The following is a 24,470-nucleotide window of genomic DNA, read 5'->3' as shown; positions in this document are numbered from 1 at the left end:
AGCACGGAGGAGCAGGGCTCGATGACGGGCACGACGGGCGGGACCGCGTTCGAGAAGCAGGTACTCGAGGCCGCGGAGCGTCTCACCGGCATCGCCGAGCTGACCCCGCTGCAGTACAACCCGCGCCTGTCCGCGGACTCCGGCACGAACGTCTGGTTCAAGCGGGAGGACCTGCAGGTCGGGCGGTCCTACAAGCTGCGGGGCGCGTACAACCTGATCTCCCAGCTCGACGACGAGGCGCGCGCGGCCGGGGTCGTCTGCGCGTCCGCCGGGAACCATGCCCAGGGCTTCGCCTTCGCGTGCCGGGCGCACGGCGTGCGGGGGCGGGTCATCATTCCGTCGACCACGCCGCGCCAGAAGCGCGAGCGGATCGCCGCGCTCGGCGGCGACATGATCGACCTGGTCCTGCAGGGCGACACCTACGACGAGGCCTCGGCCGCCGCCGGCGCCTACGCCGCCGAGACCGGAGCCACGCTGGTCCCCGCCTTCGACGACTCCCGCACGGTGGCCGGACAGGCCACGGTGATCGCCGAGGTCGTCGAGCAGCTCGGACACGCGCCCGACGTCGTGGTGGTCCCGGTCGGGGGCGGCGGCCTGCTCGCCGGCACCGCCACCTGGCTCGCCGCGACCTACCCGCGCACCCGCGTGATCGGCGTCGAGCCGGCCGGGGCGCGCAACGTCGCGGCCGCGCTGCACGCGGGCAGCCCCGTGGTGCTCGACGAGGACGGGTTCGACCGGTTCGTCGACGGTGCGGCCGTGCGGAAGGCGGGCGCCGTGACGTTCCCGCTGATCCGCCGTTCGGGCGCGCAGGTGCTCGCCGTCGACGAGGGCCTCGTGTGCACCGAGATGCTCGCGCTCTACCAGACCGAGGGCATCATCGCGGAGCCCGCGGGCGCGCTCGCCGGGGCTGCGGTGCGCTCCGACGGCCCGGAGCTCGACCTCGTGGCGGGCGAGACGGTCGTCGTCATCCTCTCCGGCGGCAACAACGACGTCTCGCGCTACGCCGAGGTCATCGAGCGCTCGCTGCGCTTCCAGGGCCTCAAGCACTACTTCCTCGTCGAGTTCCCCCAGGAGCCGGGCGCGCTGCGGCGCTTCCTCGACGAGGTGCTCGGTCCCGACGACGACGTCGCCCGCTTCGAGTACGTCAAGCGCGACAACCGCGAGTCCGGCCCGGCCCTCGTCGGGATCGAGATCGGCCGTCGCGAGGACTACGAGCCGCTGCTGGAGCGGATGGCGCGGACGCCGCTGCAGATCGAGGTCCTCGAGCCGGGCTCGCCCGCGTTCCGCTTCCTCGTCTGAGCCGCCTCAGCGACGCTCGGCGCGCACCGGCGTCACGGCGATCGCGGCGAGCGGGGCCAGTGCGGCCGCGGTGAATCCGATCCCGTAGCTCGTCGCGCCGATGATCGCGCCGAGCACGGGCGGGGCGAGGGACGCGACGATGTTCTGGGTCGTGTTCTGGACGCCGAGCGCACGCCCGGACCACGCCTGGCCGGCCATCTCGGCGGTCGACACGAAGGCGAGCCCGTTGTCGGCGACGGTGACGATCGCGCCGACGGCGATGCCCGCGACGGCGATCACCGGCACCCAGACCGAGCCCGCCGCGAACCCGAGCATCACGAGCGTCGAGCCCACGGCGAGCTGGCGCATCGGACGCAGCCGGGAGCCGACGCGGTCGGACCACCAGCCGGTCGCGATCCGCCCCGCGGCGCCCGCGATCTGGGAGACCGCGACGAACACCCCGGCGACGCCGGGCGACCAGCCCTGCTCGCGGACCAGGTACTCCAGCGCGAACGCGGAGATCGCGAACTGCGGGAGCACGAGCAGGGCCGACGCCGCGTGGAGGCGGTACAGCGTCGGGGTCCGGTAGGGGTTGCCGGTGGGCTCGTGCGGTTCGGGTGCGCGCCGGGGGGCGTCCTGGGCGATCCCGACGACGAGGCCTGCCGCGACCAGGCAGGCCAGGCCCGTCCACCCGAGGGCGACGAACGGTCCCTCGGTCGTCGCCAGCACGGGGAGGACCAGGGCGGCGACCGCGACCCCGAGCGGCTGCGCGGTCTGCCGGATCCCCATGGCGATCCCGCGCTCGTCGGCGGAGAACCAGCCCATGATCAGGCGGCCGCTCGCCGCGTTCACCGACGCGGCGCCGAGGCCACCGACGCCCAGGAGCAGGGCGATCACCGTCAGCGACGCCGGGGTCTCCAGCGCCAGCCCGCCCACGACGAGGCCGGCCAGGGTGAGTCCGGACGCCATCGGGATCCGCTCCCCCACCCGGTCGACCACGAATCCCCACGCGACCAGGGCGAGCAGCAGGCCCGTCGTCGGGGCCGCCACGACGACGCCGACCTCGGCCAGGGACAGCCCGCGCTCGTCGCGCAGGGTCGGCACGAGGAACGGGATGCCGTAGACGAACGACGACGCTGCGGTCTGGGCGAGCACGCCGACCACGAGGATCGCCCAGCGGCGTCGTGGTCGGGCGGGGGCGCTCGTCTCCGTGCTCACGGTCGTCAGCATGCCTCACGATCGCCCACCTGGCGAGACGCCGTCTCACACTGTGGTATGAGACGTGCGCCCACTCCGTACGAACGGTCCGTTCGTACGTTCTAGGCGCACGAACGGCCCGTTCGTCCGCTTCGGGGACGGCCGCGGCAGACGACGGACGCGGAAGGAGTGCGGCTCAGCGACGGGCGGCGAGCAGGTCCCGGGCGGCCCGGTCCTCGGCGACCCCGGCCCGGTGCCACTGCACGAGCAGGATCACCAGCACGCCCACCAGCGGCAGGTCGCCCATCCCCCACGAGAGCAGGGCCGCGAGGTGCTGGTCGGTGAGCAGATCCGGCGCCCAGGGCAGGCGCAGGCGGGAGTAGAAGTCGGTGACGAAGACCTGGCCACCCCCGCCGTCGGCGGCGAGCGTCGACGGCGTCTGCGCCACCGGGGTGTCGGCGGCCAGCAGGATCACGCCGAACAGCGCGTGGAACGGCATCGACGCGATCAGCACGGCGAGCCGTGCGACGTGCGGCAGCTTCTGACCCGGCGTCGGGTCGACCCCGACCACCACCCAGAAGAACAGGTAGCCCGCCGTCAGGAACCAGAGCGAGATCGCCGGCATGAGCCAGCCGAGCGGTTGGAGCAGCGAGAACAGCGGGGTGAGGTAGAAGGCGAACGGCGAGCCGACCATCAGCACCGCGGCGACGGCGGGGTGCGTGAGGAAGCGCAGGAGCGGCGCGTCGAGCACGGCCTCCAGGCGGTCGCGGGCGTCTGTGCCCGATGGTCCAGCTCCGCTTCGCTCCGTGTCCCCCTCGTCGGGCAGCGCCCGCCGCGCCAGCGACACCGGGCCGCCCAGCACGAGCAGCACCGGGACGACGACGCTGACCAGCATGTGCTCGGCGACGTGCACGCTGAACAGCGCGTCCGCGTAGCGGCCGACGCCGGAGCTCGTCGTGACCACCAGCAGCGCGCAGCCCGCGAACCACGAGGCGGCGCGCCCGACGGGCCACCCGTCCACCCGGCGCAGCCACCGCGCGTAGACCACCACGAGCACCACGGCCAGCACCGCGAACCACACGTCGAGGCGCCACGCGCCGAGCAGGCGGCCGAGGGTGGGCGGGTCGGGGATGCCGAAGCCGAGCATCGCCTCGGTCGGGGTGGTGTGGAACGGCGCCTGCACCGGCGGGACCGCCCGGGTCATCGCGACGGACAGGCCCGTGACGACGGCCAGCAGCACCAGCTCGACCAGCACGAGACCCCGGCCGGACGCGACCCGGCGCCGCACGAACACCCCGAGGGCCACGACCGTCACCGCCGCGGCCAGCAGGACGAGCACGCCGTAGGACGTCGCGAGCTCACCCCACGACGGGACGAGGACGGCCGACGCGAGGACCCCGCTCAGCACCGTCACCGTCGCGCACACCGTCGACACGGCGCCGCTGCGGGCGGGCGACACCGGCGACACGAGGAGAGCGCCGAGCGTCCCGAGCCACACCGTCGCCGCGATGACGTGCAGCGCCACGGCGGGGGTGCCGAGGTCCTTGCCGACCCCGTCGATCGCGTGCCCGGTCATCACCGGGCCGAGCAACGCCACGCAGGCCAGCACGCCGGCGCCCAGCGCCGACGACCACGTCCGTGCCTCGCGCACCCACACGGCGACGACCGCCGCGCCGACCGCGCACGCCAGCCACCCGACCGGGGCCGCCCGCACGACCATCCCGACGACGAGGTCGGGCCCCGGGGCCACGAAACCGCCGGAGACGTCGGCGACGGTGAACACGGCCGTGCCGGCCGCCAGGGCCGCCCACGCCCAGGCCGCGCCGGACGCGAGGCCGCGCAGCTCGGCCGACGGCCCGTCGGCCCCCGGCACCACGACGAGCCCGTGCACCAGGGCGCCCAGCACCACCGCCGCCGCACCCGCCGTCAGGAGCCGGAGCAGGGGCAGCCCGAGCTGCACCAGTTCGCCGGGGTCGGTGAGGCCGAGCACCGGGTACGCGGAGCGGCCGAGCAGCAGCGCGGCGACCAGGACGGTGACCAGGGCCGCGGCCCCGGCGGGGACGAGGCGCCTCACGGGTCGAGACGGTCGGGGAAGCGGGCCCGGTACTCGTCGAGGTGCTGGGACTTGCAGACGTGCTGTTCCTTCTCGTTGATCGCCTGGCGCATGCACTCGTCGAGCGTGCGGGCCTGCGACGCGTGCAGGTAGGTCACGGCGGACTCGATGGTCGGCCACTCGATCATGGTGCCGATCACCACCGCGATCAGCGCCACACCGAGGGCGGCCAGGGGCTTACCGCGACCTGACGCCCGGCCCGAGCGCACCCGCATCAGCGCGACCACCGCGGCGACCAGCGCCACGAGGCCGAGTGCCATGCCGCCCCAGCCCGTCCAGGCGCTGACCAGCGCCATCCCCGCCACGACCAGCGCGAACGTCGCCGCACCCGTGGCGCCCGCGGAGGTGTCGGTGGCAGCGTCCGGCGTGCTCTCGTCGGTGCTGGTCACGCCGACGATGGTGACACCAGGTGTGCACGCGCCCGCGTGGGGGGCGCATCATCGGGGGCATGACCGTCGCGGCTCCGCGGGAGGACCAGGCCGAGGACTTCCTCCTCACCGGCATGACGTGCGCGGCCTGCGCGTCCCGCATCGAGCGCCGGCTCAACAAGGTCGACGGCGTGATCGCGCAGGTCAACTACGCGACGGAGCGGGCGACGGTCACGCTGCGTCCCGACGTCGAGCGCTCCACCGTCGTCGAGGTCGTCGCGAAGCTGGGCTACGGCGCGACCCCGCTGAGCGTGCGTGACGACGGGTCGGTGCCGGAGGCGGAGGCCGCGCGCGACGACCGCGTGGCCGACCTGTGGCGGCGCCTCGTCGTCGCGGCCGTGCTGTTCATCCCGATGGTCGACCTGCCGCTGGTTCTCTCGGTGCTCCCCGAGGCCCGGTTCCCCGGGTGGGCGTGGGTGGTGGCGGCGCTCGCGGCCCCCGTCGTCGTGTGGTCGGCGTGGCCCCTGCACCGCGCCGCCTTCATCAACGCCCGGCACGGCGCGTCGTCGATGGACACGCTGATCTCGCTCGGGATCATCGCGGCGACCGTGTGGTCGCTCGGCTCGATCCTCACCGGGCACCTCCCCGACCCCTCGGCCGGCGCGCTCAGCGTCTTCCTCGACCCGGTGGGCCCGCTCTACCTCGAGGTCGCCGCCGCGGTGACGACGTTCGTGCTGGCCGGGCGCTACGTCGAGGCCCGGGCGAAGCGGTCCGCGGGCGACGCGCTCGCCTCGCTGGCCGCCCTCGCCGCGCGCGACGTCGCCGTGCTGCTCCCCGACGGCACCGAGGCGCGCATCCCGGCCTCCGCGCTCGCCGTCGGGACCCGCTTCGTCGTCCGGCCCGGCGAGAAGGTCGCGACCGACGGGACCGTCGAGTCCGGCGCCAGCGCCGTCGACCGCTCGATGCTCACGGGCGAGACCGTGCCCGTCGAGGTCGCCGCGGGCGACACCGTGACCGGCGGGACCGTCGCCGTGTCCGGGCGCCTCGTCGTCACCGCCACGGCCGTCGGCGGCGCCACCCAGCTCGCCGGGATGATCCGGCTCGTCGAGTCCGCGCAGGCGTCGAAGGCGTCCGTGCAGCGGCTGGTCGACCGCATCTCCTCGGTGTTCGTCCCCATCGTCATCGCGCTCTCGGTGCTCACGGCGCTGGGCTGGTGGGCCGTGGGCGGCACGGCCGGCGACGTGTTCTCCGCGGCCCTGGCGGTGCTGGTCATCGCCTGCCCTTGCGCGCTCGGCCTCGCCACCCCGACGGCGATGCTCGTCGCCTCCGGCCGCGGCGCCCGCGAGGGCATCTTCCTCAAGAGCCACCAGGCGCTCGAGACCTCGCGCGTCGTCGACACCGTGGTCTTCGACAAGACCGGCACCGTGACCACCGGCGCGATGAGCGTGCGGGCGGTGCACCTGGCTTCTCTTGATTCCCGACGACGGGTGCTGACGCTCGCCGGGGCGGTCGAGGACGCCTCCGAGCACGCCGTGGCGCGGGCGATCGTGGCCTGCGCCCGGGCCGAGGCCGACGAGTTCCCCGCCGTCGAGGGTTTCGGGGCCCTGCCGGGGCTCGGCGCGCGCGGCGTGGTCGACGGCGTGGAGGTGCGGCTGGAGAAGCCTTTGCGGGACCTGCCGGCGTGGGCGCCGGAGCCGGCCGCCGACTCGACGCTCGTCGTCGTGAGCCTCGACGGCGACCCGGCCGCGGTGTACGAGCTCGCCGACGAGGTCAAGCCGTCCGCGGCGCCCGCGATCGCGCGCCTGCGGGCGGCCGGTCTGCGGACCGTGTTGCTCTCCGGCGACCGGGCCGAGGCGGCGTCGGCGGTCGGAGCGGCCGTCGGGGTCGACGAGGTGATCGCCGACGTGCTGCCGGCGGGCAAGGTCGAGGCGCTGGAGGCCCTGCGCTCCGGCGGGCGACGCGTCGCCATGGTCGGCGACGGCATCAACGACGGCCCGGCCCTCGCGGCCGCCGACCTCGGGCTCGCTGTCGGCGCCGGGACGGACGTGGCCCTCGACGCCGCCGACGTCATCCTCGTGCGCGACGACCTGAACGCGGTTCCGGACGCCCTCGACCTCGCCAAGCGGACCGCGACCACGATCCGCCGCAACCTCGTCTGGGCCTTCGGCTACAACGTCGCGGCCATCCCGCTCGCCGCGCTCGGCCTGCTCAGTCCGCTCATCGCGGGCCTGACGATGGCGCTGTCGTCGGTGCTGGTCGTGTCGTCGAGCGTGCGGCTGCGGAACTGAGCCCAGCCAGATCTGCCTAGCGCGGCCTCACGCCGCCCGGCGACGGCGCTCGGCCAGGACCGCCGTCAGGAAGGCCTCCACGGACGTTCCCGACGGCGGGGCGGGTGCGGTCCGCGCGGCGACGTCGGTCGCGAGCTGCTCCCCCAGGGTGCGGCGGACCTCCGGGGCGAGGTCACCGGCCCGGGCGAGGAACTGGCGGGCCGCGAGTGCGAGGTCGTCGGGCAGTGCGGCGAGCTGGAGGGTCGAGGCCCAGCCGGCCAGCGCGGGATCCGGGTCGGGCAGGGTCGGGTGCCGGGTGGAGCGCGGGACCCGGTCGCGCAGGACGATCGTGCCCGCGAGCAGGTCGCCCACCCGCTGCCCGCGCCGGGTGCACGCCGACACCACGATCGCGACCACGCCGCTCGCGAGGCCGAAGTCGACGAACAGCCCGGCCAGCGCGCGCACCAGGGCCTGCCGGAAGCGGATCGGCCCGCCGTCGTCGGACACCACCCGCAGCCCGAACGCCATCTTCCCGGGCGTCCGGCCGCGGGTCAGCGTCTCCCAGGCGGTCGGCCAGACGACGAAGCCCAGCACCGCGAGCACCACCGCGATCGTCGCTGCGAGGGCCACGTCGACCTCGACGCCGGTGACCACCACGACGACCAGCGCCGCGGTGAGCAGGGCACCGACGATCACGAGATCGAGCGCGAACGCGAGCGCGCGGCTCGGTAGCTTGGCGGGAGCGAGATCGAGCTCGACCGCCTCGCCGATCACGACGCCGGGATCGCGTGGGGTCATGATCGGACATGCTGCCATCCGGGCAAGCGCAGCGACGGGGCACGACGACGGAGAGGGGTTCCGCGAGTGGACGTCGACGCCTACACCGACGCCCACCGCGCGGAGTGGGACCGGCTCGAGCGGCTGCTCCGGGGCCGGCGCCGGTGGAGCGCGGACGAGGCCGACGAGGCGCTCGACCTGTACCGCCGAACCGCGACCCACCTGTCGGTCGTCCGGTCGTCCTCCCCCGACCCGGCCCTCGTGTCCCGGCTCTCCTCGCTCGTCGCGCGCGCCCGGTCGGCGGTGCTGGGGACGACGCCGTGGAGCTGGGCGGTGGTGCGCCGCTTCGTCACCGAGGAGTTCCCGGCCGCACTCGCCGCGTCCGCGCGCTGGTGGGTGCCGACGGCACTGCTCTCGGTCGCGATCATGGTGCTGGTCGGCACCTGGGTGGCGGTGAACCCCGACGTCGCCGGCGCCATCGCCTCGCCCGAGGAGACCCGCCGTCTGGTCGACGAGGAGTTCTCGTCGTACTACTCGTCGAACCCGGCCGCCTCGTTCGCCGCCCGGGTCTGGACCAACAACGCTCTCGTCGCCGCGACCTGCCTGATCACCGGGGTGCTCGTGCTCCCGGTGCTGTGGATCCTGGTCCAGAACGTGGTGAACGTCGGCATCTCGGGCGGCATCCTCGCCGCGAACGGCCGCCTCGACCTGTTCCTCGGACTCATCACCCCGCACGGCCTGCTCGAGCTCACCGCGGTCTTCGTGGCGGCCGGGGCGGGGCTGAAGCTGGGGTGGTCGTGGATCGACCCGGGGCCGCTCACCCGTGCCCGGTCGCTCGCCCGGCAGGCGCGCATCACGGTGGGCATCGCGCTCGGACTCGTGGGCGTGCTGCTGATCTCCGGCGTCATCGAGGCGTTCGTGACCCCGTCGGGTTTGCCCACGTGGGCCCGCATCGGGGTCGGTGTCCTGGCGTGGCTGCTGTTCGTGGCCTACGTGCTGCACGGCCGGCGGGTGCTGCGCACGCGGGCGGACGTCCTCGACTCCCCCACAGGACGGGAAAGCGTCGTTCCTGGCGTCCAGTGACAGCAACGACGCTTTGCTGTCACGAGGCGGGGCGGGGCGGAGTCAGAGCCGGCCGCGGGCCTTCAGCGCCAGGTACCGGTCGGCGACGGCGGGCGCGAGGTCGTCGGGCAGGGCGTCCACGACCTCGACCCCACGGCGCTGCAACCGCCCGACGACGGCCCGCCGTTCCTCCCGCGCCACGGTCGCCGCCGCGGCCCCGTAGACCGCCTCCCCCGAGCCCCGCCCGTCGGCGAGCGCGTCCACGACCGGGTCGGCCACGCCCACCACGAGCAGCGTGTGCCGGTGCAGCAGCGGGCCGAGCACGGGCTCCAGGCCCTCCGCCACGGCCGCGTCGTCGAGCCCGGTGAACAGCACGACCAGCGACCGGCGCGAGGCCCGCGTCAGCACGGTGGCCGCGAGCAGCCGCATGTCGGTCTCCACCAGGGCGGGCTCGACGCCGGAGAGGGCCGTCGTCATCGCGGGCAGCGGGTCCCGCGCGCCGATGACCGAGGCCCGCACCGCGCGGTCGACCGCCAGCAGGTCGACCCGGTCCCCGCCCCGCGCGGCCAGCGCCGCCAGCAGCAGGGCCGCGTCGAGCGCCGCGTCCAGTCGCGGTGCCTCCCCCACCAGTCCCGCCGACGTGCGGCCGGTGTCGAGCACGACGAGCACGTGCCGGTCGCGCTCGGGACGCCACGTCCGCACCACGGTGGACGTCGAGCGGGCGGAGGCCCGCCAGTCGATCGAGCGCACGTCGTCGCCTCGGACGTACTCCCGCAACGAGTCGAACTCGGTGCCGGCGCCCCGGACCTGCACGGCCCGCCGTCCGTCCAGCTCCCGCAGGCGCGCCAGCCGGGCCGGCAGGTGCCGCCGGGAGGCGAACTCCGGCAGCACGCGCACCCGGCCGCCCACCGCGCGCGACCCCTGACGCGCGGCCAACCCGAGCGGCCCCCACGCCCGCACCGTCACCAGCGCCGCCGCGTGCTCGCCGCGGCGGGACGGCCGCAGCGTCGTCGTCACCCGCCGGCGCTCCCCCGCCGGGACGTCGAGCCGGTGCACCTCGGCACGCGCGCCGCACGAGGGCGGCCAGGCGTCGCGCACGACCCCCACCACCCGCCGTCGGGAAGGATTGGCCACGACGAGCGTGGTCGCGGCCTCCTCGGAGAGCCGCACCTGCACCAGCTCCTCGGCCCGTTCCAGGCGCAGCGCCGCGGGCGACCCGGCCCGCACGACGTCGATCACCACCGCCACGAGCAGCGCCGCCACGATCCCGAGCACGCCCGCGAGCGACGGCACGAGCAGGCCCACGACGAGGGCGCCCGCCACCACCGCCAGTGCGAACCGCCCGGAGACGGCCATCAGCGCGGCACGGGGACCGAGTCGAGCACCCCGGTGACCACGCCGTCCGTGGTCACGCCCTCCAGCTCGGCCTCGGGGCGCAGCGCGAGCCGGTGGCGCAGGACGGGCAGGGCCCAGGCCTTGACGTCGTCGGGGGTGACGTAGTCGCGGCCGGCGAGCCAGGCCCAGGCGCGCGCGGCGACCAGCAGCGCCGTCGCGCCGCGCGGGGAGGCGCCGAGCGCGACCGACGGCGAGGTCCGGGTCGCCCGGCACACGTCCACGACGTAGGCCAGCACCTCCGGGCGCGCCGCGACCGCCCCGACCGCCGCCCGCGCCGTGGTCAGGTGCTCGGAGCCCGCAACCGGACGCACCGCCGACAGGTCGCGGGGGTCGAAGCCACCGGCGTGCCGTTCGAGCACCGTGATCTCGTCGTCCCGCGCGGGCAGGTCGAGCACGAGCTTGAACAGGAACCGGTCGAGCTGGGCCTCGGGCAGCGGATAGGTGCCCTCGTACTCCACGGGGTTCTGGGTGGCGGCGACGACGAACGGGTCGGGCAGGGGCCGCGGCGTCCCGTCCACCGAGACCTGGAACTCCTCCATCGCCTCGAGCAGCGACGCCTGGGTCTTCGGCGGCGTCCGGTTGATCTCGTCGGCGAGCAGGAGGTTGGTGAACACCGGACCGGGCCGGAAGTCGAACGCGGAGGTCCCGGCGTCGTAGACCAGCGAGCCGGTGACGTCGCCGGGCATGAGGTCCGGCGTGAACTGCACGCGGCGGTTCTCCAGCGAGCAGGCTGCGGCGACCGCGCGCACCAGCAGCGTCTTCGCCACCCCCGGCACGCCCTCCAGCAGCACGTGCCGGCGCGAGAGCAGGGCGATGACCAGGCCCGTGACGGCGGCGTCGTGCCCCACCACCGCCTTCGCCACCTCGCCGCGCAGTGCAGTCAGGGCCTCGCGGGCCTCGTCGGGGGTCACGGAGCACTCCTGTCTGTTCGGGTCGAGCTCCGCTGTGCTGCGTCTCCGAGGAGCTCGTCGAGATCGTCGGCCAGCCGCACGAGGGCCGCGTCGTCGGTCGGGTCCGCGCCGTCGAGGAGATCCTTCCCGACGCCGGGTGCGAGGGCCTCGGTGGGTGCGTCCGGCGGGAGGCCGCGCCGGGCGGCGAGACGTCGGCGGGCGTCGGCGCGCAGCACCGCGGCGGCCCGGCCGCGGGCCCCGATCCGCCGGTAGAGCGCGGCGCGACCGCGGGTGGTCTCGGCCGCCGCGACCCGCACCGGCAGGCGCTCGGCGACCACCGGCCCGAGCCGGCGACCCCGCCACAGTGCGGCCGCGCCGCCCGCGAGCAGCAGCATCACCGTGCCCCAGAGCCATCCGCGGGGCACGAGGTCGGCGAGCGAGGCGTCCCCGTCGGCGCCGGGGTCGGGCAGGTACCAGAGCACGCGCGGGTGGGCGCCGAGCAGCGTCATCGTCAGGGCGGCCGCGCCGTCGCGGTCGAGCGCCTCGTTGGTGAACGGCGTCGGCGACCCGATCACCACCGTCCGCCCGCTGACCGCCAGCGGAGCGACCCCCTCGGCGGCGTAGCACCCGACGGCGGGCGCGGTGACCTCGTAGACCGCGCCGTCGAGGGTGAGCGGACCGGCGGCGAGCGCGGCGGGCAGCGGGCAGGCGGGCGGAGGGACGACGCCGGTGGTGAGCAGGTCCGGCGGTGCCTGGGCGGCGCGCACGCCGGGGGTGAGCGCCTCCAGGGTCGCGGCGTCCGGGGCGACCAGCACGACGTCGGCGCCGCTGTGCGCCAGGGCGATCCGACCCGTCGTCGCGAGCCGGCCCGGGAACGCGACGAGCACCGTCGTGTCCCCACCGGCGCCGACGACGTCCTCGGGGCGGGTCACGACGTCCACCCGTACGCCCTGCTCGCGCAGCACCGTCACGAGCGCGCCGCTGCCCGCGGGGTCCACGCCGCCGGGCTGCAGCAGGCCCTGACCGGCCCGCGCACCGGCAATCGCGAGCACCACGGCCGCGAGGAGGACGAGCACGCCGGTCACGAGCGGCCCGCGGGCCCGCCGGGCGCGCACGAGCAGGGTCACCCGACGGCCACCCGCTGCTCGCGCACCACGGCGTCGGCGGCCCGCATGCGGTCGACCGCGGTGGCGTCGGCGGGGCGCCCGCCGTAGACCGTCTCGTCGAAGCACCGCGCCGCGTCGGTCAACGCCGCGTCCGCGGCCGGCAGGACGGCCGCCGCTTCGCGGGCCGCCTCCCCGGCGGTCCGCCCCGGCCGGGCGGCGAGCACGTCCCGCTCCTCCAGGTCGCGGACCAGCGCGCGCATCCACTCGCGCACGGCCTCGTCGTACCGGCACGCGTCGGCGTGCTCCGCGGCGCGGCGGCGGTGGTCGGCGGCGGTCAGCCCCGTGGCGTCCAGCGAGGCGGACGCCGTGCGGGCCGCCCGGGAGGCGCGCCCGAGCCGCCACCGCACCACGACGACGGCCACGACCACGAGCGCGACCACCACCAGCACGCCGCCCGCCCCGCCGAGGCGCTGGGCGGTGAGCAGCGCGACCAGGTCGTCGAGCCGGTCGAGCAGCCACTGCCCGACCCGCTCCAGGACGCCGGGCTCGCGCGCCCGGTAGGCGGTCTTCGCGAGCTCGCGCGCCGCCAGGTCCCGGGCCTCGTCGGCGGTCGGGGTGAACGGCGGCGGGGCCGGGATCACGCCAGCCCGTGAGCGGCCCGCTGCAGCTCGATGTCGAAGCCCTCACGGCGCATGCGCTGGTCGATGTAGAGGAGCCCGGTGACGCCGGCCTGGAAGGGGGCGGTGAGCGCCGTCCCGATGACGCTGCCGATCGAGGTGATCAGCAGCGGCACGAACGCGTACGGGCTGGTGCCCATCGCCGCGGCGACCGCGGCCGCACCGCCGCCGAACGGGATGCCGATGATCGACGCGATGATCAGCACGATCACGTAGGTGAGCAGCAGGGTGCCGAGGATCGGCCAGAACCGTCCGGTGACGAGCCGACGGGACCGGGAGAGAGCGGCGACCACGCCGATCCCCTCCAGGACGTAGGCCGGCGCGGCGAGGGCCAGCAGCACGCTCACGACGAGCGTGGCGGCGGCGCCGACGAGGATGCCGAGCACGCCCAGACCGGCGGCGAGCGTGGTCGCGCCGGCCAGGTACGCGAGTCCCGCGGGCAGGAGGAACACCGCGAACGCGACCAGGCTCACCAGCGCCACCAGCACGACGACGCCCAGCAGCCCGGGTAGCCGCGGGCGTGCGGCGGACCAGCACTCGCGCGCGTCGACGGGCGCGCCGAGCACCGAGCGGGACAGCACGACGACGAGCAGGCCGGTCAGCACCGTGTTGGCGAGCAGCCCGACCACCGCGCTCACCCCGAGCAGCGCCGAGGCGCCTCCCACCAGGCCGGAGAGCCGGGCGAGATCGGGCGTCGTCCCGGCCGGACCGACGAACGTCTCGAGCGACTGCCCGTACAGGGCCTGGAACGGGGCCTGGATGAGGGTGGTGACGACGGCGACCACCGCGGAGACGCCGAGCACGACCTTCGGGTGCGCCCGGATGTACTGGAACGCGCCGTCGAGCAGCTCGCCGAGCGCGAGCGGGCGCAGCGGCACGATGCCGGGCCGCGGCGAGCTGACGGGGCCGCCGAAGCCCCAGGGGTCGCCGGCCGGCGGCGGGGTCCGCGGCGGGCCGGTCGGTCCGCCCGGGGTGGCGGGCGCAGGACCGGACGCGGACGGGCCGGGGCTCTGCCAGCCGCCCGTGGCGGGCCGGTCGGACGGCGGGTCGGCGGGACGGTCGGCCGGGTCCCAGGGCGGGACGCCCCCCGAGCCCGGCCCCGAACCCGAGCCCGACTCCGACCCCGACCCGGACCCGTCGTCGGGAAGGCGTCGGTCCTGCGGCTCGCTCACGGCGTTCCCTCCCCGTCCGAGGTGACCTGATCGACTTCGTCCCCCACCGATCGTGCCACGATGTCGCGATGCCCCTCGGGACCGCACTCTGGCGCCGGTTGGACGAGCCCCACGGACTGGCCCACGGCGTGGTCTCGGAGATGGACCCGACCCCCGAGCAGCCCGACGCCGCGTTCCTGCTCGACGGCGCCGCGCTGGGTGCGGACTCTCCCGACGACACCGGCCCGATCGGCGAACAGGCGGTCCCCCGGCCGTGGTCGACCCGGTTCTCCGTGGTCGTCGACGCCCGGTGGCAGACCCGGGCGTGCTTCCTCGAGGCGCTCGGTGGCGACGGCCTCGACCGCGTCACGCTGACCGCCGACGCGCTCGGGCGCTGGACCCTCGACGGCCGGGAATGGCCCGAGCTCACCGGGTGCGTGGACGTCGACGTCTCGGTCAGCCCGCTCACCAACACCCTCGTGGTCCGGCGGCTCGGGCTCGCGGTCGGCGAGGAGCGCACGCTCGACGTCGCCTGGGTCGACGTGCCCTCGCTCGCCGTCTCGCGGGTCGCGCAGAGCTACCGGCGTGAGGCCGAGGACCGCTGGGTCTACGCGGACCCGCTGTACGGATCCTTCGTGTTCACCGTCGATCCGCTCGGGATGGTCCGCGAGTACCAGGGCCTGTTCGCCCGCGTCGGCTGAGTAGTCTGGGGTCCCGTCGGGAGCCGGCGAGCGAGAGGGACGGCGTGCGCAACCGGACGCGGGGCCTGCTGGCACTCGGTCTGCTCGTGGTGGCCGTGGTCGTGGCGGTGGTCGTCCCGTTGCCGACGCCGACCGAACTGCGCGAGTGGGTGCTCGCCGTCGGCCCCACGGCGCCGCTCATCTTCTTCCTGGTGCACGCCGCCATCACCACCACGCCCATCCCCCGCACCGCCTTCACGCTCGCCGCGGGCCTGATGTTCGGCCCGGTGTGGGGCATCGCAATCGCGGTGGCGGCGTCGATGGTCTCGGCGCTCGTCGGGTTCTGGATCGCCCGCCGGCTCGGTGGCCGGGCGATCCAGCGGCTGGGCCCGAAACGGGTGCAGGCGCTGGAGGAACGGCTCTGCGAGCGGGAGCTGCTGACGGTCACGTCGTCGCGCCTGGTCGGCATCCCGTTCGCGCCGCTGAACTACACTCTCGGCGTCACGAGCGTCCGCTGGCACGCCTACCTGATCGGCACGCTCGTCGGGCTCATCCCCGGCACCGCGGCGGTGGTCTTCCTCGGCGACGCGGTGAGCGGTGGCATCTCCCCGCAGTCGTTCATCGCGTTCGGGATCTCCGGGACGCTCGGCCTGATCGGGATCCTGATCTCGGCCCGGGGCCGCCGTCGCCGCCCGCTTCCCGACGACGGGTCGGCGACCTAGCCCCTGCTCGGTGCAGCCGGGCCCGGTGACAGCGAAGCGTCGTTGCTGTCGTGGGACGACAGCAACGACGCTTTCCTGCCACGGAGGTCGGGTCTAGCTCCCCGGCGCCGGAGCGGGCGCGCTCGTCGGGCGCGGCTCGACCTCGGAGGTCTGCGGCGACGGGGTCGGCTGCGGTCCCTCGGGGCCGGTCTCCGGGCGCGGCGCGTTCGCCGGGGCGGGCGGGGCGACGCGACCCGGCGTGATCTGCCCGGGCACCGGCGCGGGGCCGGGCGGCGGGAAGCCCTCCGTGGAGAACACGTTGGGGCTGGCCGCCGAGCCCGGCGCCGGCTCGGCGTCGTACACGCACCCCGACAGCACGGCCGCCGAGGCCGCCGCGATGACCAGCAAGGACGTCACCCGTCGGGTCTGCACGCTGCTCCTTCTCCTACGATGCCGTGTCGTACGAGCGGCAGCCTAGCGGTGCGGGCACGACCACGACGGGTCGGGCGCGCCCGGCGTGGATCACCCCGTGCGCCCCGCCAGGATCCCGCGCGGCGTGATCGAGCGGATCGGCTCGGGCGCCACGCCCTCCTCGCGCAGGATGTCGTTGGCCGCGAGCACCCCGGTCACGGCGGCCCGCTCCATGAGCGCCGACGGGATGTCGGTGGCGACCCAGTCCCCCGCCAGGCGCAGACCGCGGGCGTCGGTCACGACGCCGGGTCGCCGCGCGTGGTAGCCGGGGTCGAAGCCGGGCGCGTTGGCGTAGAGGTGGGCGTCGACGTCGAGGACCTCCAGGTCCCCGAACTCCGGCCACAGCCCCTCGAGCTCGCGGCGCATCTCGGCGACCAGCTCGTCGCGCGAGGCCTCGTGCGGGCAGGCGTAGGAGTGCAGCTCGATCACCGAGCCCCCGGTCCGGCGGGCCCAGGCGGCCGACTCGGCCTCGATGCGGTGGAACAGGGTCACCGAGTCGAGGATGCGCTCGCGGGTGACGCCGGTGAAGTCGGCGTGCGCGGCGTCGACGTCGCCCCGGCACCAGAGGCGGGCCACGACGTAGGGCTCGCCGCCGGGCAGCTCGGCCACCTGCGCGGCGAGCCGGGGAGCCGTCGTCGGGAAACCGGGTGAGCGGGCGAACAGCTCGCGGGTGCCGGGCACGTCGGTGGCGACGACGAGGTGACGGGCGGTGCGCGTCGATCCGCCCTCGACCCCGACCGACCAGCCGCCGGGGCCGTTCACGACGACGGTGGCCCGCGCGTCCGTCGTCACGGTCGCGCCGTGCTTGTCGAGCAGCGCGGCGAAGGGCGCCCAGATCGTGGCGTCGTACTGGTCGACCGGCACGTCCATCCCGAGGCCCTCGGGGTTGCCGGTGAAGTAGAAGTGGCACATGGCGAGGAACTCGGCCGCCGAGTAACGCTGCTCGGTGTTGAAGAACGAGTGGGCGAAGACCTCGAAGAGCATGGCGCGGCCGCGCTCGGAGAACCCGAAGGCGTCGAGGAGCTCGGCCGTCGTGCGGTGGTCGTGTTCGGCGAAGGTCCGCACCGGGTCGTAGCGCAGCATCGCCAGCGCCTCGCGGCCGTCGACCTTGCGCAGGTCGCGCAGCCGGAAGCTCGGCGACTTCCACACCAGGGCGGCGAGGTTGGCCAGCGGGGTGGTCGGCAGGTCGGTGAAGTCCTCGGACTCCCACTCCCGGCTCTCCACCGGGTAGCCCCCGACGTCGCGCAGGAACGACAGGTCCGGGTCGATCCGGCGCAGGACGTCGCGCAGCGTGTAGTACTGCCGGAAGAACCCGTGGTAGCCGTGCTCGACGGTGACCGCGGTGCCGTCGGGCAGCGTGCGCGGCCAGGTGCCGAGCCGCCCGCCGAGTCGGGGGGCGCCCTCGAGCAGTTCGACGTCCATCCCGCGCTCCGCGAGGACGGTCGCGGCGGTCACCCCCGCGAGGCCGCCGCCGACCACGACGACCTTCCCGGCCCCGTCGTCAGGAACGCGCTGGGGCAGGTCCGGGCGGGGAGCGACCACGACGTGCGGAGAGAACACGCCCCCGAGGGTAGGGACCCGGCGTCAGACGCGCCCCCGCTGGCGGTTGTGGCGCTGCTCCCCGGGGCACTGCTCGTCGACGACGGGACCGTGGCCGGGAGGTCGTGACTAGTCGGCCGACCGTCCGGGCACACGTGCGTGGACTCTCATCCCGACCGTACGAGACGAACGAGGAGCTGAGCGCACAGATGAGCGACGCCGACCGCGAGCGACGGGTCATCGAGGACGTCCCGAAGAAGCTGCTGATCGGCGGCCGGGAGCGGGACGCCGCGGAGGGGAAGACCTTCCCGGTCGAGGACCCGTCCACCGGCGAGATCCTGTGCGAGGTCGCCGACGCCTCCCCCGAGGACGGCATGGCGGCGCTCGACGCCGCGGCGAAGAAGCAGGCCGAATGGGCGGCCACGGCCCCCCGCGAGCGCGGCGAGATCCTGCGCCGCGCGTTCGAGATGATCACCGAGCAGGCCGACGACATCGCCATGCTCATGACCCTCGAGATGGGCAAGCCGCTCGCCGAGTCGAAGGCCGAGATCACCTACGCCGCCGAGTTCTTCCGCTGGTTCTCCGAGGAGACCGTGCGGATCAGCGGCGAGTGGAAGGTCAATGCCACCGGCTCCGGCCGCGTCCTCGTGATGCGCCAGCCGATCGGCCCGTGCCTGCTGATCACGCCCTGGAACTTCCCGCTGGCCATGGGCACCCGCAAGATCGGCCCCGCGATCGCGGCGGGCTGCACCATGGTGATCAAGCCGGCGTCGCTCACGCCGCTGACGATCCTCAAGCTCGCCGACATCCTCGCGCAGGCGGGACTGCCCGAGGGCGTGCTCAACGTCGTGACGACGAAGTCCACCGGCAAGGTGATGGGGCCGCTGATCGAGGACGGCCGCATCCGCAAGCTGTCGTTCACCGGGTCCACGGAGGTCGGCCAGAAGCTCATCGAGCAGTCGGCCAAGCAGGTGCTCAAGACCTCGATGGAGCTCGGTGGCAACGCACCGTTCGTGGTGTGCGCGGACGCCGACGTGGACGCCGCGGTCGACGGCGCGATGCTCGCCAAGATGCGCAACATCGGCGAGGCGTGCACGGCGGCCAACCGGTTCTACGTCCACGAGGACATCGCCGAGGAGTTCACCAAGAAGCTCGTCGACCGGATGGGGTCGATGAAGCTCGGGCGCGGGGTCGACGAGGGCGTCGAGGTGGGCCCGCTCGTCGAGGCCGACCAGCGCGACAAGGTCGCCGAGCTCGTCGACGACGCCGTGCAGAAGGGCGCGAAGGTCCGCACCGGCGGGGAGATCCCCAACGGGGCCGGCTACTTCTACCCGCCCACCGTGCTCGCCGACGTGCCGACCTCCGCGCGCCTGGTCAAGGAGGAGATCTTCGGGCCGGTCGCCCCGATCTTCACCTTCACCGACGACGACGAGGCCATCCGCGCGGCCAACGACACCGAGTTCGGCCTGGTCAGCTACCTGTACACCCGTGACCTCCAGCGGGCGATCCGGCTCTCCGAGCGCCTCGAGGCCGGGATGGTCGGGCTCAACCAGGGCATGGTGTCCAACGCCGGCGCCCCCTTCGGCGGCGTCAAGCAGTCCGGGCTCGGCCGCGAGGGCGGCGACGTCGGGATCGACGAGTACCTCGAGGTCAAGTACGTGGCGATGAACGTGTAGGTGCGCTTCGCGCCCGTGAGTAGTAATTCGTGCTCCAGAGCCTGTCGAACTTTGTAGTTCGATGACTGCCCCGCGGTAGGTGATTCCTGACGGCGGGTTGCTGATGGCGGGGTGGCGGCGCCCGGAGGGCGCCGCCACCCAGCGGTTCAGGGGCTGGCGACGTGGAGTTTGAGCAGGTTGTGGGTCATCGCGATCAGCTTGAACTCGGCGTTGACCGCGGCCAGTCCGCGGAGCCGGAACCGGTCGCCGGTGCGTTGCTTGATCTGCCCGAAGACGGGTTCGATGATCCCGGAGCGGCGCTGGTAGTGGGCGCGTCGGTCGGGTTCGCGGAGCCGTTCACGCATGCGCCGGGCGCGGGTGGACTGGCGTTGCGGGTCGTGCCCGCCGGGCTCGGGTCGCAGCGCCGCCCGGTCGGGCGGCACCACCGGCTCCGGGCCGAGACCTCGGTCGTGGGCGGTGTCCATCTCGGTGATGGCGGTGGTGTTCCAGTAGCCGGCGTCGGCGAGCACGGTGTGCGGGACCTCGAGCCCGAGCAGCCGCAGCATGATCAGCGCGGCGCGGGTCATCGGCGCGAGCTGCTGGGTGTCGTTGGTGTCGGTGACGACCTCGGCGTCCAGGATGACCTGGTCCTCGCTGGCCACGACCTGGGTGTTGTAGCCCTGCACGAAGCCCTGGCGGGTCGCCATCACCACCGAGTCCGGGTCGGTGGTGTTCGCCCGGCCCGGCTTGCGGTCGGGATCGGGAGCGGCCGGTGGCTTCGGGGGCCGCCCGCGCGGGTTGCGGCCGTGTTCGGCCCGGTAGGCCTCCCGCGCCGCGACCTTCTGCTCGTAGCGGGCCTGCGCCCCCTGCTGCTGGGCGGCTTCGGCCGCCTCGCGGGCCGCGATCCGCGCCGCGGCCGCCGCGAACCGGGACCGCTGCCCCGACCGGTCCCGCATCCCCGGCGGCGGTTCGTCGCCGCGATCGGAGCCGAACTCGGCATCCTCGGCCGCGTCGGTCGCCTCCGCGCGCCGCAGCTGCTCGGCGACCACCGCCGCGTCACCCCCAGCCCCAGGGGCGGTCTCGGCGTCAGGGGCGGTCTCGGCGTCGAGCGCGGCCTTGATGCCGGCGGCGGTGCGGTTGGCCCCGGAGGAGGCGTTGGCGCGCATCTTGGTGCCGTCGAGGGCGATGGTGCCGACCTTGACCAGCCCCGCTTCCCGACACAGCCGCAGGACCTGGACGAACAGGTCCGCGAAGGTGTCCCGGTGCCGGACCCGGAACCCGGCGATGCTGCTGTGATCCGGTGCGTCCCCGGCGGCGATCACCCGGAACGCCACGTCGTGCTCGCAGCGGGCCTCGATGCGGCGCGACGAGGACTCCCCGACCGCATAGGCGTAGATCAACAGCGCCAGCATCATCGCCGGGTCGTAGGCCCGCCGGCCCCGCCCACCGAGCCGGTAGGACCCGGTCAACGCGCTGAGGTCCAGCGCGTCGACCGCGTCGAGCACCGTCCATGCCAGATGGCCTTCCGGAAGCCAGTCCCGCATGTCCGGGGGCAGCAAGAACCCGGTGTCACGATCGACCGGACGGAACCCACGAGCCACCACAAGATCCAATCAGGACCGGTGGCAGCCGTCTACAAAATCCGACAGCCTCTCCAGCACGGATTACTACTCACAGGTCCGGAGGTCACCTCGCCCACACGAACACCGCCGTCCGACCGTCCGCGGACTCGAGGCGGACGAGCGTGTCGTCCTCGGCGAACACCCCGCCGACCGGCACGCGCTGGATACCGTCCTCGTCGATCTCCACCCAGCCCGGCCCGACCGTCCGCACGACGAAGTCGACCTCGTCCCGTCCGTCGGCGTACCGCGTGGAGCTCCGCGTGGTCGGGCGAGTGGTGGTCTTCTTCGAACTCGACGTGGTCGGCTTCGGGCGACTCGTCGTCGTCCCGGCGACCAGGGCCATCGACCCGGCCCCGGGAGGCTCGGACACCTCGATCGGCGTCCCGGTGACGACGGCCCGGCACTGCCCCGCTGAGCACCGGACGTCGGCGCTGCCCCCGCCGGAGCCGCACGCGCCGAGCAGGAGCAGGCTCGCCAGCCCCAGGACGGCCGCGAGCCGCCGGCCCGGCGGTGCACCGCGGCGCGGAGCGTGGGGTTGGCCACCGTCCTGCTGACGCTGCGCGACCTCCTTCCCGACGACGGGTCGGGTCGACTGGGCTGAACGAGCGGCCATGGCGCGCCTCTTCTCACTCTGGGTGTCGCTAGTGCCCGAATCATGCCCTGATCCGCCGTCCGGACACCAGATCCAGTCACGCAACGTGTCGACCACGGAGTGCGAGGATGCGCGGCATGAGTCCCGTCGTCGTGGCCCTCCTCGTCGGGGTGCCGGTGATGGCGGGCGCGACGCTGCAGCGCACCACCGGCCTCGGGCTCGCCCTGGTCGGCGCGCCCTTCCTGGTGGCGGTGCTGGGACCGCGGGACGGGGTGTCGTTCGGGAACGCCCTGCAGAGCGTGCTCTGCACGTTGGTGCTCGTGCAGACGTGGCGGGACGCCCGGTGGTCGGCCGTCGGCCTGCTGCTCGCCGGGGCGGCCGTGGGTGTCCCGACGGGCGCGCTCGTGGCGACGACGCTGCCGGAGGCGCCGCTGCTCGTGGTGGTCGGCGTGCTGGCGCTGCTCGGGGTGGCTCTCTCCGTGGTCCCCGCTGCCGGGGCGGCCCTGCGCGGGACCGCCGGCGCGGTGGGTTCCGGGGTGGCGGCCGGGTTCGTCAACGCCACGGCCGGTGTGGGTGGGCCGCTGATCTCGGCCTACGGCGCCTCGCAGCGCATCGAGCCGCGGGTCTTCGTGCCGACCGCCCAGGCCGTCCTGCTCGCGGTCAACCTCACCGCGCTGCTCGTGAAGGGCGTCCCCGACCTCGCCGCGACAACGTGGGTCGCCGGCCTCGTCGCCATCACGGCGGGCGTGCTGCTCGGCGGACCGGTGCAGCGGCGTCTCGACCCCGTCGTCGGGCGTCGCCTCATGCTCGCGGTGGCCGCGGTCGGGGCCGCGGCGACGGTGGCGCGGGGCCTGCTGCAGCTGTAGATCGTGACCGTCTCGTGATGCGGGCGGGTTGGTCGTCCTGGGGTTTTCCGGCCGTGACTGTCGGAGGTTCGATCTAGTGTTCGAATCATGACGACGGCGGTGGCGGGTCCGGGTGGGGCCGAGGGTGGGCCCGAGGCCGCGCCGCGCGCGGGGGTCGGGCCGGAGGGCCTGCCGGGGCAGTGGGTCGACGCCGGGTTGAGCGTGCAGTTCACGCTGGCGAACATCATGGCGTGGCGGCTGTGCCGGTGGCTGTTGGAGTGCTCCCGGGCGCGGGCCGGTACCGCGGAGCGGGTCACCTCGCGGCCGCGGGCGGGGAAGATCGTGGCGGCGTCGCTGGGGTGGTCGGAGTCCTACGGGGCGGCGCGGGTGGAGTTCGCCCGCCAGGTCCTCGAGCGGCTCCCGGTCCTCGGTGAGCAGATGCAGTCGGGGCGCCTGGAGGAACGCAAGGCCTCGATCGTCGTGGATCTGGTCGCCGACCTCGACGACGACCAGGCCCGCGCGGTGGTCGAGGAGATCGTCGAGTCCGCGCCGTCGCTGGGGTACGCGGCGTTGCGGGCGCTGGTGGGGCGGGTGGCGATGGCGGTGGACCCGGCGTGGGCCGAGCGGCGCCGCGCGGCGGGGATCGCGCGGCGGCGGGTGGCGTTGCGCTCGGCGCCCTCGGGGGCGGCGGAGCTGTGCGGGTTGGATCTGCCCGAGGACCCCGCCCAGGACGCCCACGACCGGATCGTCGCGTTGGCCCACGAGGTGTTGCGGCGGCTCAAGCGCGCCGGGATCGGCTCGGTGTCGGTGGGGACCGCGGAGTCGGAGGTGATGCTGACCCTGACCGGGCCCGCCGGGGCGGGAATGTACGACCTCGACGTCGTCGAGTACGTCGTCGCCGCCCTCGGCGGCCCCACCGACCCCGACCCCGACGACACCGGCCCTGGACCTGACCCCGACGACCCCGACGACCGTGGCCCCGACGACGAGCCCGGGCCTGAGGGACCTGACGGCGATCACGGGCCCGACGGCCCCGACGATCAGCGCGGCGGCGACGGCCCCGACGATCCGCGCGGCGACGGCCCGGGCGACCGCGTTGGTCCGGGCGGTGGACTCCCGCAGGAAGGCAAGCCGGACGGTGCCGGTGGCGGTCAGCCCGCGGTGGTGGCGTTCCGGGCGCGCACGGTGCTGCGGATGGAGCTCCGCGGCGTCCTCGGGCTCGACCGCTCCCCCGGCGAACTCCCCGGCCGCGGCCCGATCACCCACCGGGCCGCCGTCGCCATGGCCCGGGCCCGCACCCACACCCGCTGGCGCATCCGACTCCACGACCCGCACGGCCACCTCGAACACGTCCTGTCCTTCCGACCCCCCAGCGCAGGACCACCCCCGGCCGGCGGACGTCGCCACGCCCACATCGTCGAACTCACCGCCTTCACCAGCGACCTCGACACCCTCACCGCGCAGCACACCGATACGCGCGACCCCGGCGTTCTCGATCCCGACGCCGTCGAGCTGCTTCGCCGCGCCCGGCGCGCACTCGACAAGGAACGGGCACGCCCCGCCGACGAGCACCCCGCCCGGACCAGATCCGAGGCCGGCCACCGGTTCCCCTCCACCCGCCTGCGCGACTGGGTCCAGGCCCGCGATGACACCTGCCACGCCCCCGGCTGCGCCGTCGACGCCGTCAGCGCCGACCTCGACCACACCCGACCCGTGATCGACGGCGGCCTCACCCTCGCCGACGACCTCGGCCCCCTCTGCCGCCGCGACCACCTCCTCAAGTCCGACCCCACCAGCGGCTGGACTGTCACCCAGACGGCGCCCGGGCACTTCGAGTGGACCTCCCCCACCGGCCGCGTCCACCTCAAGACCCCGTACCGCTACCGGCCACTCCCCGCCCCCGTCCCCCGCACCGGACCCCGCCGCCGGCTCCCCGAGCACCTCCCGCGCCCGAAGCGACCCGGCACACCCCGCGCCAACCAGCACGGCCACATCACCGACCCCGCGTTCGACACCGCCTGGCACCTCGCCACCCGCACCGACCGCACCGCCTACGCCGGCGACGATCCGCCCTTCTGAGCCGG

General features: G+C 74.8%; 21 protein-coding genes. 8 read left to right on the top strand and 13 right to left on the bottom strand.

Going from position 1 to position 24,470, the window contains the following annotated elements; all coding sequences use genetic code 11:
• Positions 1-21 precede the first annotated feature (21 nt).
• Complete coding sequence (gene ilvA, locus BJ983_RS07990) at positions 22-1,299, top strand: threonine ammonia-lyase IlvA (RefSeq protein WP_179793329.1); 1,278 nt, start codon at positions 22-24, stop codon at positions 1,297-1,299.
• A gap of 6 nt (positions 1,300-1,305) precedes the next feature.
• Here the strand turns inward: ilvA and BJ983_RS07985 are convergent, their stop codons facing one another.
• The 3 genes from BJ983_RS07985 to BJ983_RS07975 form a co-directional block, all read right to left on the bottom strand.
• Positions 1,306-2,496, bottom strand: coding sequence for an MFS transporter (locus BJ983_RS07985; protein WP_343053876.1), 1,191 nt, complete (start codon positions 2,494-2,496; stop codon positions 1,306-1,308).
• Between the two features lie 175 nt (positions 2,497-2,671).
• Positions 2,672-4,549, bottom strand: a complete 1,878-nt coding sequence (locus tag BJ983_RS32150; protein ID WP_179793327.1) for a cytochrome c oxidase assembly protein — start codon at positions 4,547-4,549, stop codon at positions 2,672-2,674.
• A complete protein-coding gene (locus tag BJ983_RS07975) occupies positions 4,546-4,977 on the bottom strand; it encodes a hypothetical protein (protein WP_179793326.1) in 432 nt (143 codons plus the stop codon). Before BJ983_RS07975 ends, BJ983_RS32150 begins: the two co-directional genes overlap by 4 nt.
• Before the next feature lie 59 nt (positions 4,978-5,036).
• On the opposite strand from BJ983_RS07975, the gene BJ983_RS07970 reads away from it, so the two are divergent.
• Positions 5,037-7,244 carry a heavy metal translocating P-type ATPase gene (locus tag BJ983_RS07970; protein WP_179793325.1) on the top strand — a complete coding sequence of 736 codons (2,208 nt, stop codon included), beginning with the start codon at positions 5,037-5,039 and terminating at the stop codon, positions 7,242-7,244.
• A gap of 27 nt (positions 7,245-7,271) precedes the next feature.
• Here the strand turns inward: BJ983_RS07970 and BJ983_RS07965 are convergent, their stop codons facing one another.
• On the bottom strand, positions 7,272-8,021 hold the full coding sequence (locus BJ983_RS07965) for an RDD family protein (RefSeq protein ID WP_179793324.1): 750 nt from the start codon (positions 8,019-8,021) through the stop codon (positions 7,272-7,274).
• 66 nt (positions 8,022-8,087) lie between these two features.
• Between BJ983_RS07965 and BJ983_RS07960 the strand changes: the two genes are divergently transcribed.
• Positions 8,088-9,083, top strand: coding sequence for a stage II sporulation protein M (locus tag BJ983_RS07960; protein WP_179793323.1), 996 nt, complete (start codon positions 8,088-8,090; stop codon positions 9,081-9,083).
• A gap of 42 nt (positions 9,084-9,125) precedes the next feature.
• On the opposite strand, the gene BJ983_RS07955 is transcribed toward BJ983_RS07960, so the two are convergent.
• The 5 genes from BJ983_RS07955 to BJ983_RS07935 are packed head-to-tail and all read right to left on the bottom strand — an operon-like array spanning position 9,126 to position 14,302.
• On the bottom strand, positions 9,126-10,418 hold the full coding sequence (locus BJ983_RS07955; protein WP_179793322.1) for a DUF58 domain-containing protein: 1,293 nt from the start codon (positions 10,416-10,418) through the stop codon (positions 9,126-9,128).
• Positions 10,418-11,368: an AAA family ATPase gene (locus BJ983_RS07950; RefSeq protein ID WP_179793321.1), complete on the bottom strand. Its 951-nt coding sequence runs from the start codon at positions 11,366-11,368 to the stop codon at positions 10,418-10,420. Before BJ983_RS07950 ends, BJ983_RS07955 begins: the two co-directional genes overlap by 1 nt.
• Positions 11,365-12,474, bottom strand: a complete 1,110-nt coding sequence (locus tag BJ983_RS07945; protein WP_179793320.1) for a DUF4350 domain-containing protein — start codon at positions 12,472-12,474, stop codon at positions 11,365-11,367. Before BJ983_RS07945 ends, BJ983_RS07950 begins: the two co-directional genes overlap by 4 nt.
• Positions 12,471-13,094 carry a DUF4129 domain-containing protein gene (locus BJ983_RS32145; RefSeq protein ID WP_179793319.1) on the bottom strand — a complete coding sequence of 208 codons (624 nt, stop codon included), beginning with the start codon at positions 13,092-13,094 and terminating at the stop codon, positions 12,471-12,473. Before BJ983_RS32145 ends, BJ983_RS07945 begins: the two co-directional genes overlap by 4 nt.
• Positions 13,091-14,302, bottom strand: coding sequence for a hypothetical protein (locus BJ983_RS07935; RefSeq protein ID WP_179793318.1), 1,212 nt, complete (start codon positions 14,300-14,302; stop codon positions 13,091-13,093). The genes BJ983_RS32145 and BJ983_RS07935 overlap by 4 nt, the downstream gene beginning before the upstream one ends.
• 68 nt (positions 14,303-14,370) lie before the next feature.
• Between BJ983_RS07935 and BJ983_RS07930 the strand changes: the two genes are divergently transcribed.
• Positions 14,371-14,982, top strand: coding sequence for a putative glycolipid-binding domain-containing protein (locus BJ983_RS07930; RefSeq protein WP_179793317.1), 612 nt, complete (start codon positions 14,371-14,373; stop codon positions 14,980-14,982).
• A gap of 44 nt (positions 14,983-15,026) precedes the next feature.
• A complete protein-coding gene (locus tag BJ983_RS07925; protein WP_179793316.1) occupies positions 15,027-15,683 on the top strand; it encodes a VTT domain-containing protein in 657 nt (218 codons plus the stop codon).
• Positions 15,684-15,776: 93 nt separating this feature from the next.
• Here BJ983_RS07925 and BJ983_RS07920 read toward each other — a convergent pair whose 3' ends face one another.
• Both BJ983_RS07920 and BJ983_RS07915 read right to left on the bottom strand, forming a co-directional pair.
• Positions 15,777-16,094 carry a hypothetical protein gene (locus BJ983_RS07920; RefSeq protein ID WP_179793315.1) on the bottom strand — a complete coding sequence of 106 codons (318 nt, stop codon included), beginning with the start codon at positions 16,092-16,094 and terminating at the stop codon, positions 15,777-15,779.
• Between the two features lie 90 nt (positions 16,095-16,184).
• Positions 16,185-17,693, bottom strand: a complete 1,509-nt coding sequence (locus tag BJ983_RS07915) for an FAD-dependent oxidoreductase (RefSeq protein WP_343053874.1) — start codon at positions 17,691-17,693, stop codon at positions 16,185-16,187.
• 188 nt (positions 17,694-17,881) lie between these two features.
• Between BJ983_RS07915 and BJ983_RS07910 the strand changes: the two genes are divergently transcribed.
• Positions 17,882-19,348 (top strand): NAD-dependent succinate-semialdehyde dehydrogenase, encoded by a 1,467-nt coding sequence (locus BJ983_RS07910; protein ID WP_179793314.1) that lies wholly within the window; start codon positions 17,882-17,884, stop codon positions 19,346-19,348.
• Between the two features lie 146 nt (positions 19,349-19,494).
• Here BJ983_RS07910 and BJ983_RS07905 read toward each other — a convergent pair whose 3' ends face one another.
• A complete protein-coding gene (locus BJ983_RS07905; RefSeq protein WP_281376260.1) occupies positions 19,495-20,871 on the bottom strand; it encodes a transposase in 1,377 nt (458 codons plus the stop codon).
• Between the two features lie 142 nt (positions 20,872-21,013).
• Entirely contained in the window at positions 21,014-21,562 is a 549-nt protein-coding gene (locus BJ983_RS07900; RefSeq protein ID WP_179793313.1) for a hypothetical protein, read from the bottom strand.
• 116 nt (positions 21,563-21,678) lie between these two features.
• Between BJ983_RS07900 and BJ983_RS07895 the strand changes: the two genes are divergently transcribed.
• Both BJ983_RS07895 and BJ983_RS07890 read left to right on the top strand, forming a co-directional pair.
• Positions 21,679-22,407 carry a TSUP family transporter gene (locus BJ983_RS07895; RefSeq protein ID WP_179793312.1) on the top strand — a complete coding sequence of 243 codons (729 nt, stop codon included), beginning with the start codon at positions 21,679-21,681 and terminating at the stop codon, positions 22,405-22,407.
• An 87-nt stretch (positions 22,408-22,494) separates the two neighbouring features.
• Complete coding sequence (locus BJ983_RS07890; RefSeq protein WP_179793311.1) at positions 22,495-24,465, top strand: HNH endonuclease signature motif containing protein; 1,971 nt, start codon at positions 22,495-22,497, stop codon at positions 24,463-24,465.
• Positions 24,466-24,470: the final 5 nt, after the last annotated feature.

The organism is Actinomycetospora corticicola (assembly GCF_013409505.1).
Taxonomy (GTDB): Bacteria; Actinomycetota; Actinomycetes; order Mycobacteriales; family Pseudonocardiaceae; genus Actinomycetospora; species Actinomycetospora corticicola.
This window is presented reverse-complemented; position numbering and strand designations above follow the sequence as displayed.

Coding starts and splice junctions, on each gene's coding strand:
- ilvA (WP_179793329.1), top strand. CDS start 22: ATGACGGGCACGACGGGCGGGACCGCGTTCGAGAAGCAGGTACTCGAG.
- BJ983_RS07970 (WP_179793325.1), top strand. CDS start 5,037: ATGACCGTCGCGGCTCCGCGGGAGGACCAGGCCGAGGACTTCCTCCTC.
- BJ983_RS07965 (WP_179793324.1), bottom strand. CDS start 8,021: ATGACCCCACGCGATCCCGGCGTCGTGATCGGCGAGGCGGTCGAGCTC.
- BJ983_RS07955 (WP_179793322.1), bottom strand. CDS start 10,418: ATGGCCGTCTCCGGGCGGTTCGCACTGGCGGTGGTGGCGGGCGCCCTC.
- BJ983_RS07930 (WP_179793317.1), top strand. CDS start 14,371: ATGCCCCTCGGGACCGCACTCTGGCGCCGGTTGGACGAGCCCCACGGA.
- BJ983_RS07910 (WP_179793314.1), top strand. CDS start 17,882: ATGAGCGACGCCGACCGCGAGCGACGGGTCATCGAGGACGTCCCGAAG.
- BJ983_RS07905 (WP_281376260.1), bottom strand. CDS start 20,871: ATGCGGGACTGGCTTCCGGAAGGCCATCTGGCATGGACGGTGCTCGAC.
- BJ983_RS07900 (WP_179793313.1), bottom strand. CDS start 21,562: ATGGCCGCTCGTTCAGCCCAGTCGACCCGACCCGTCGTCGGGAAGGAG.
- BJ983_RS07895 (WP_179793312.1), top strand. CDS start 21,679: ATGAGTCCCGTCGTCGTGGCCCTCCTCGTCGGGGTGCCGGTGATGGCG.
- BJ983_RS07890 (WP_179793311.1), top strand. CDS start 22,495: ATGACGACGGCGGTGGCGGGTCCGGGTGGGGCCGAGGGTGGGCCCGAG.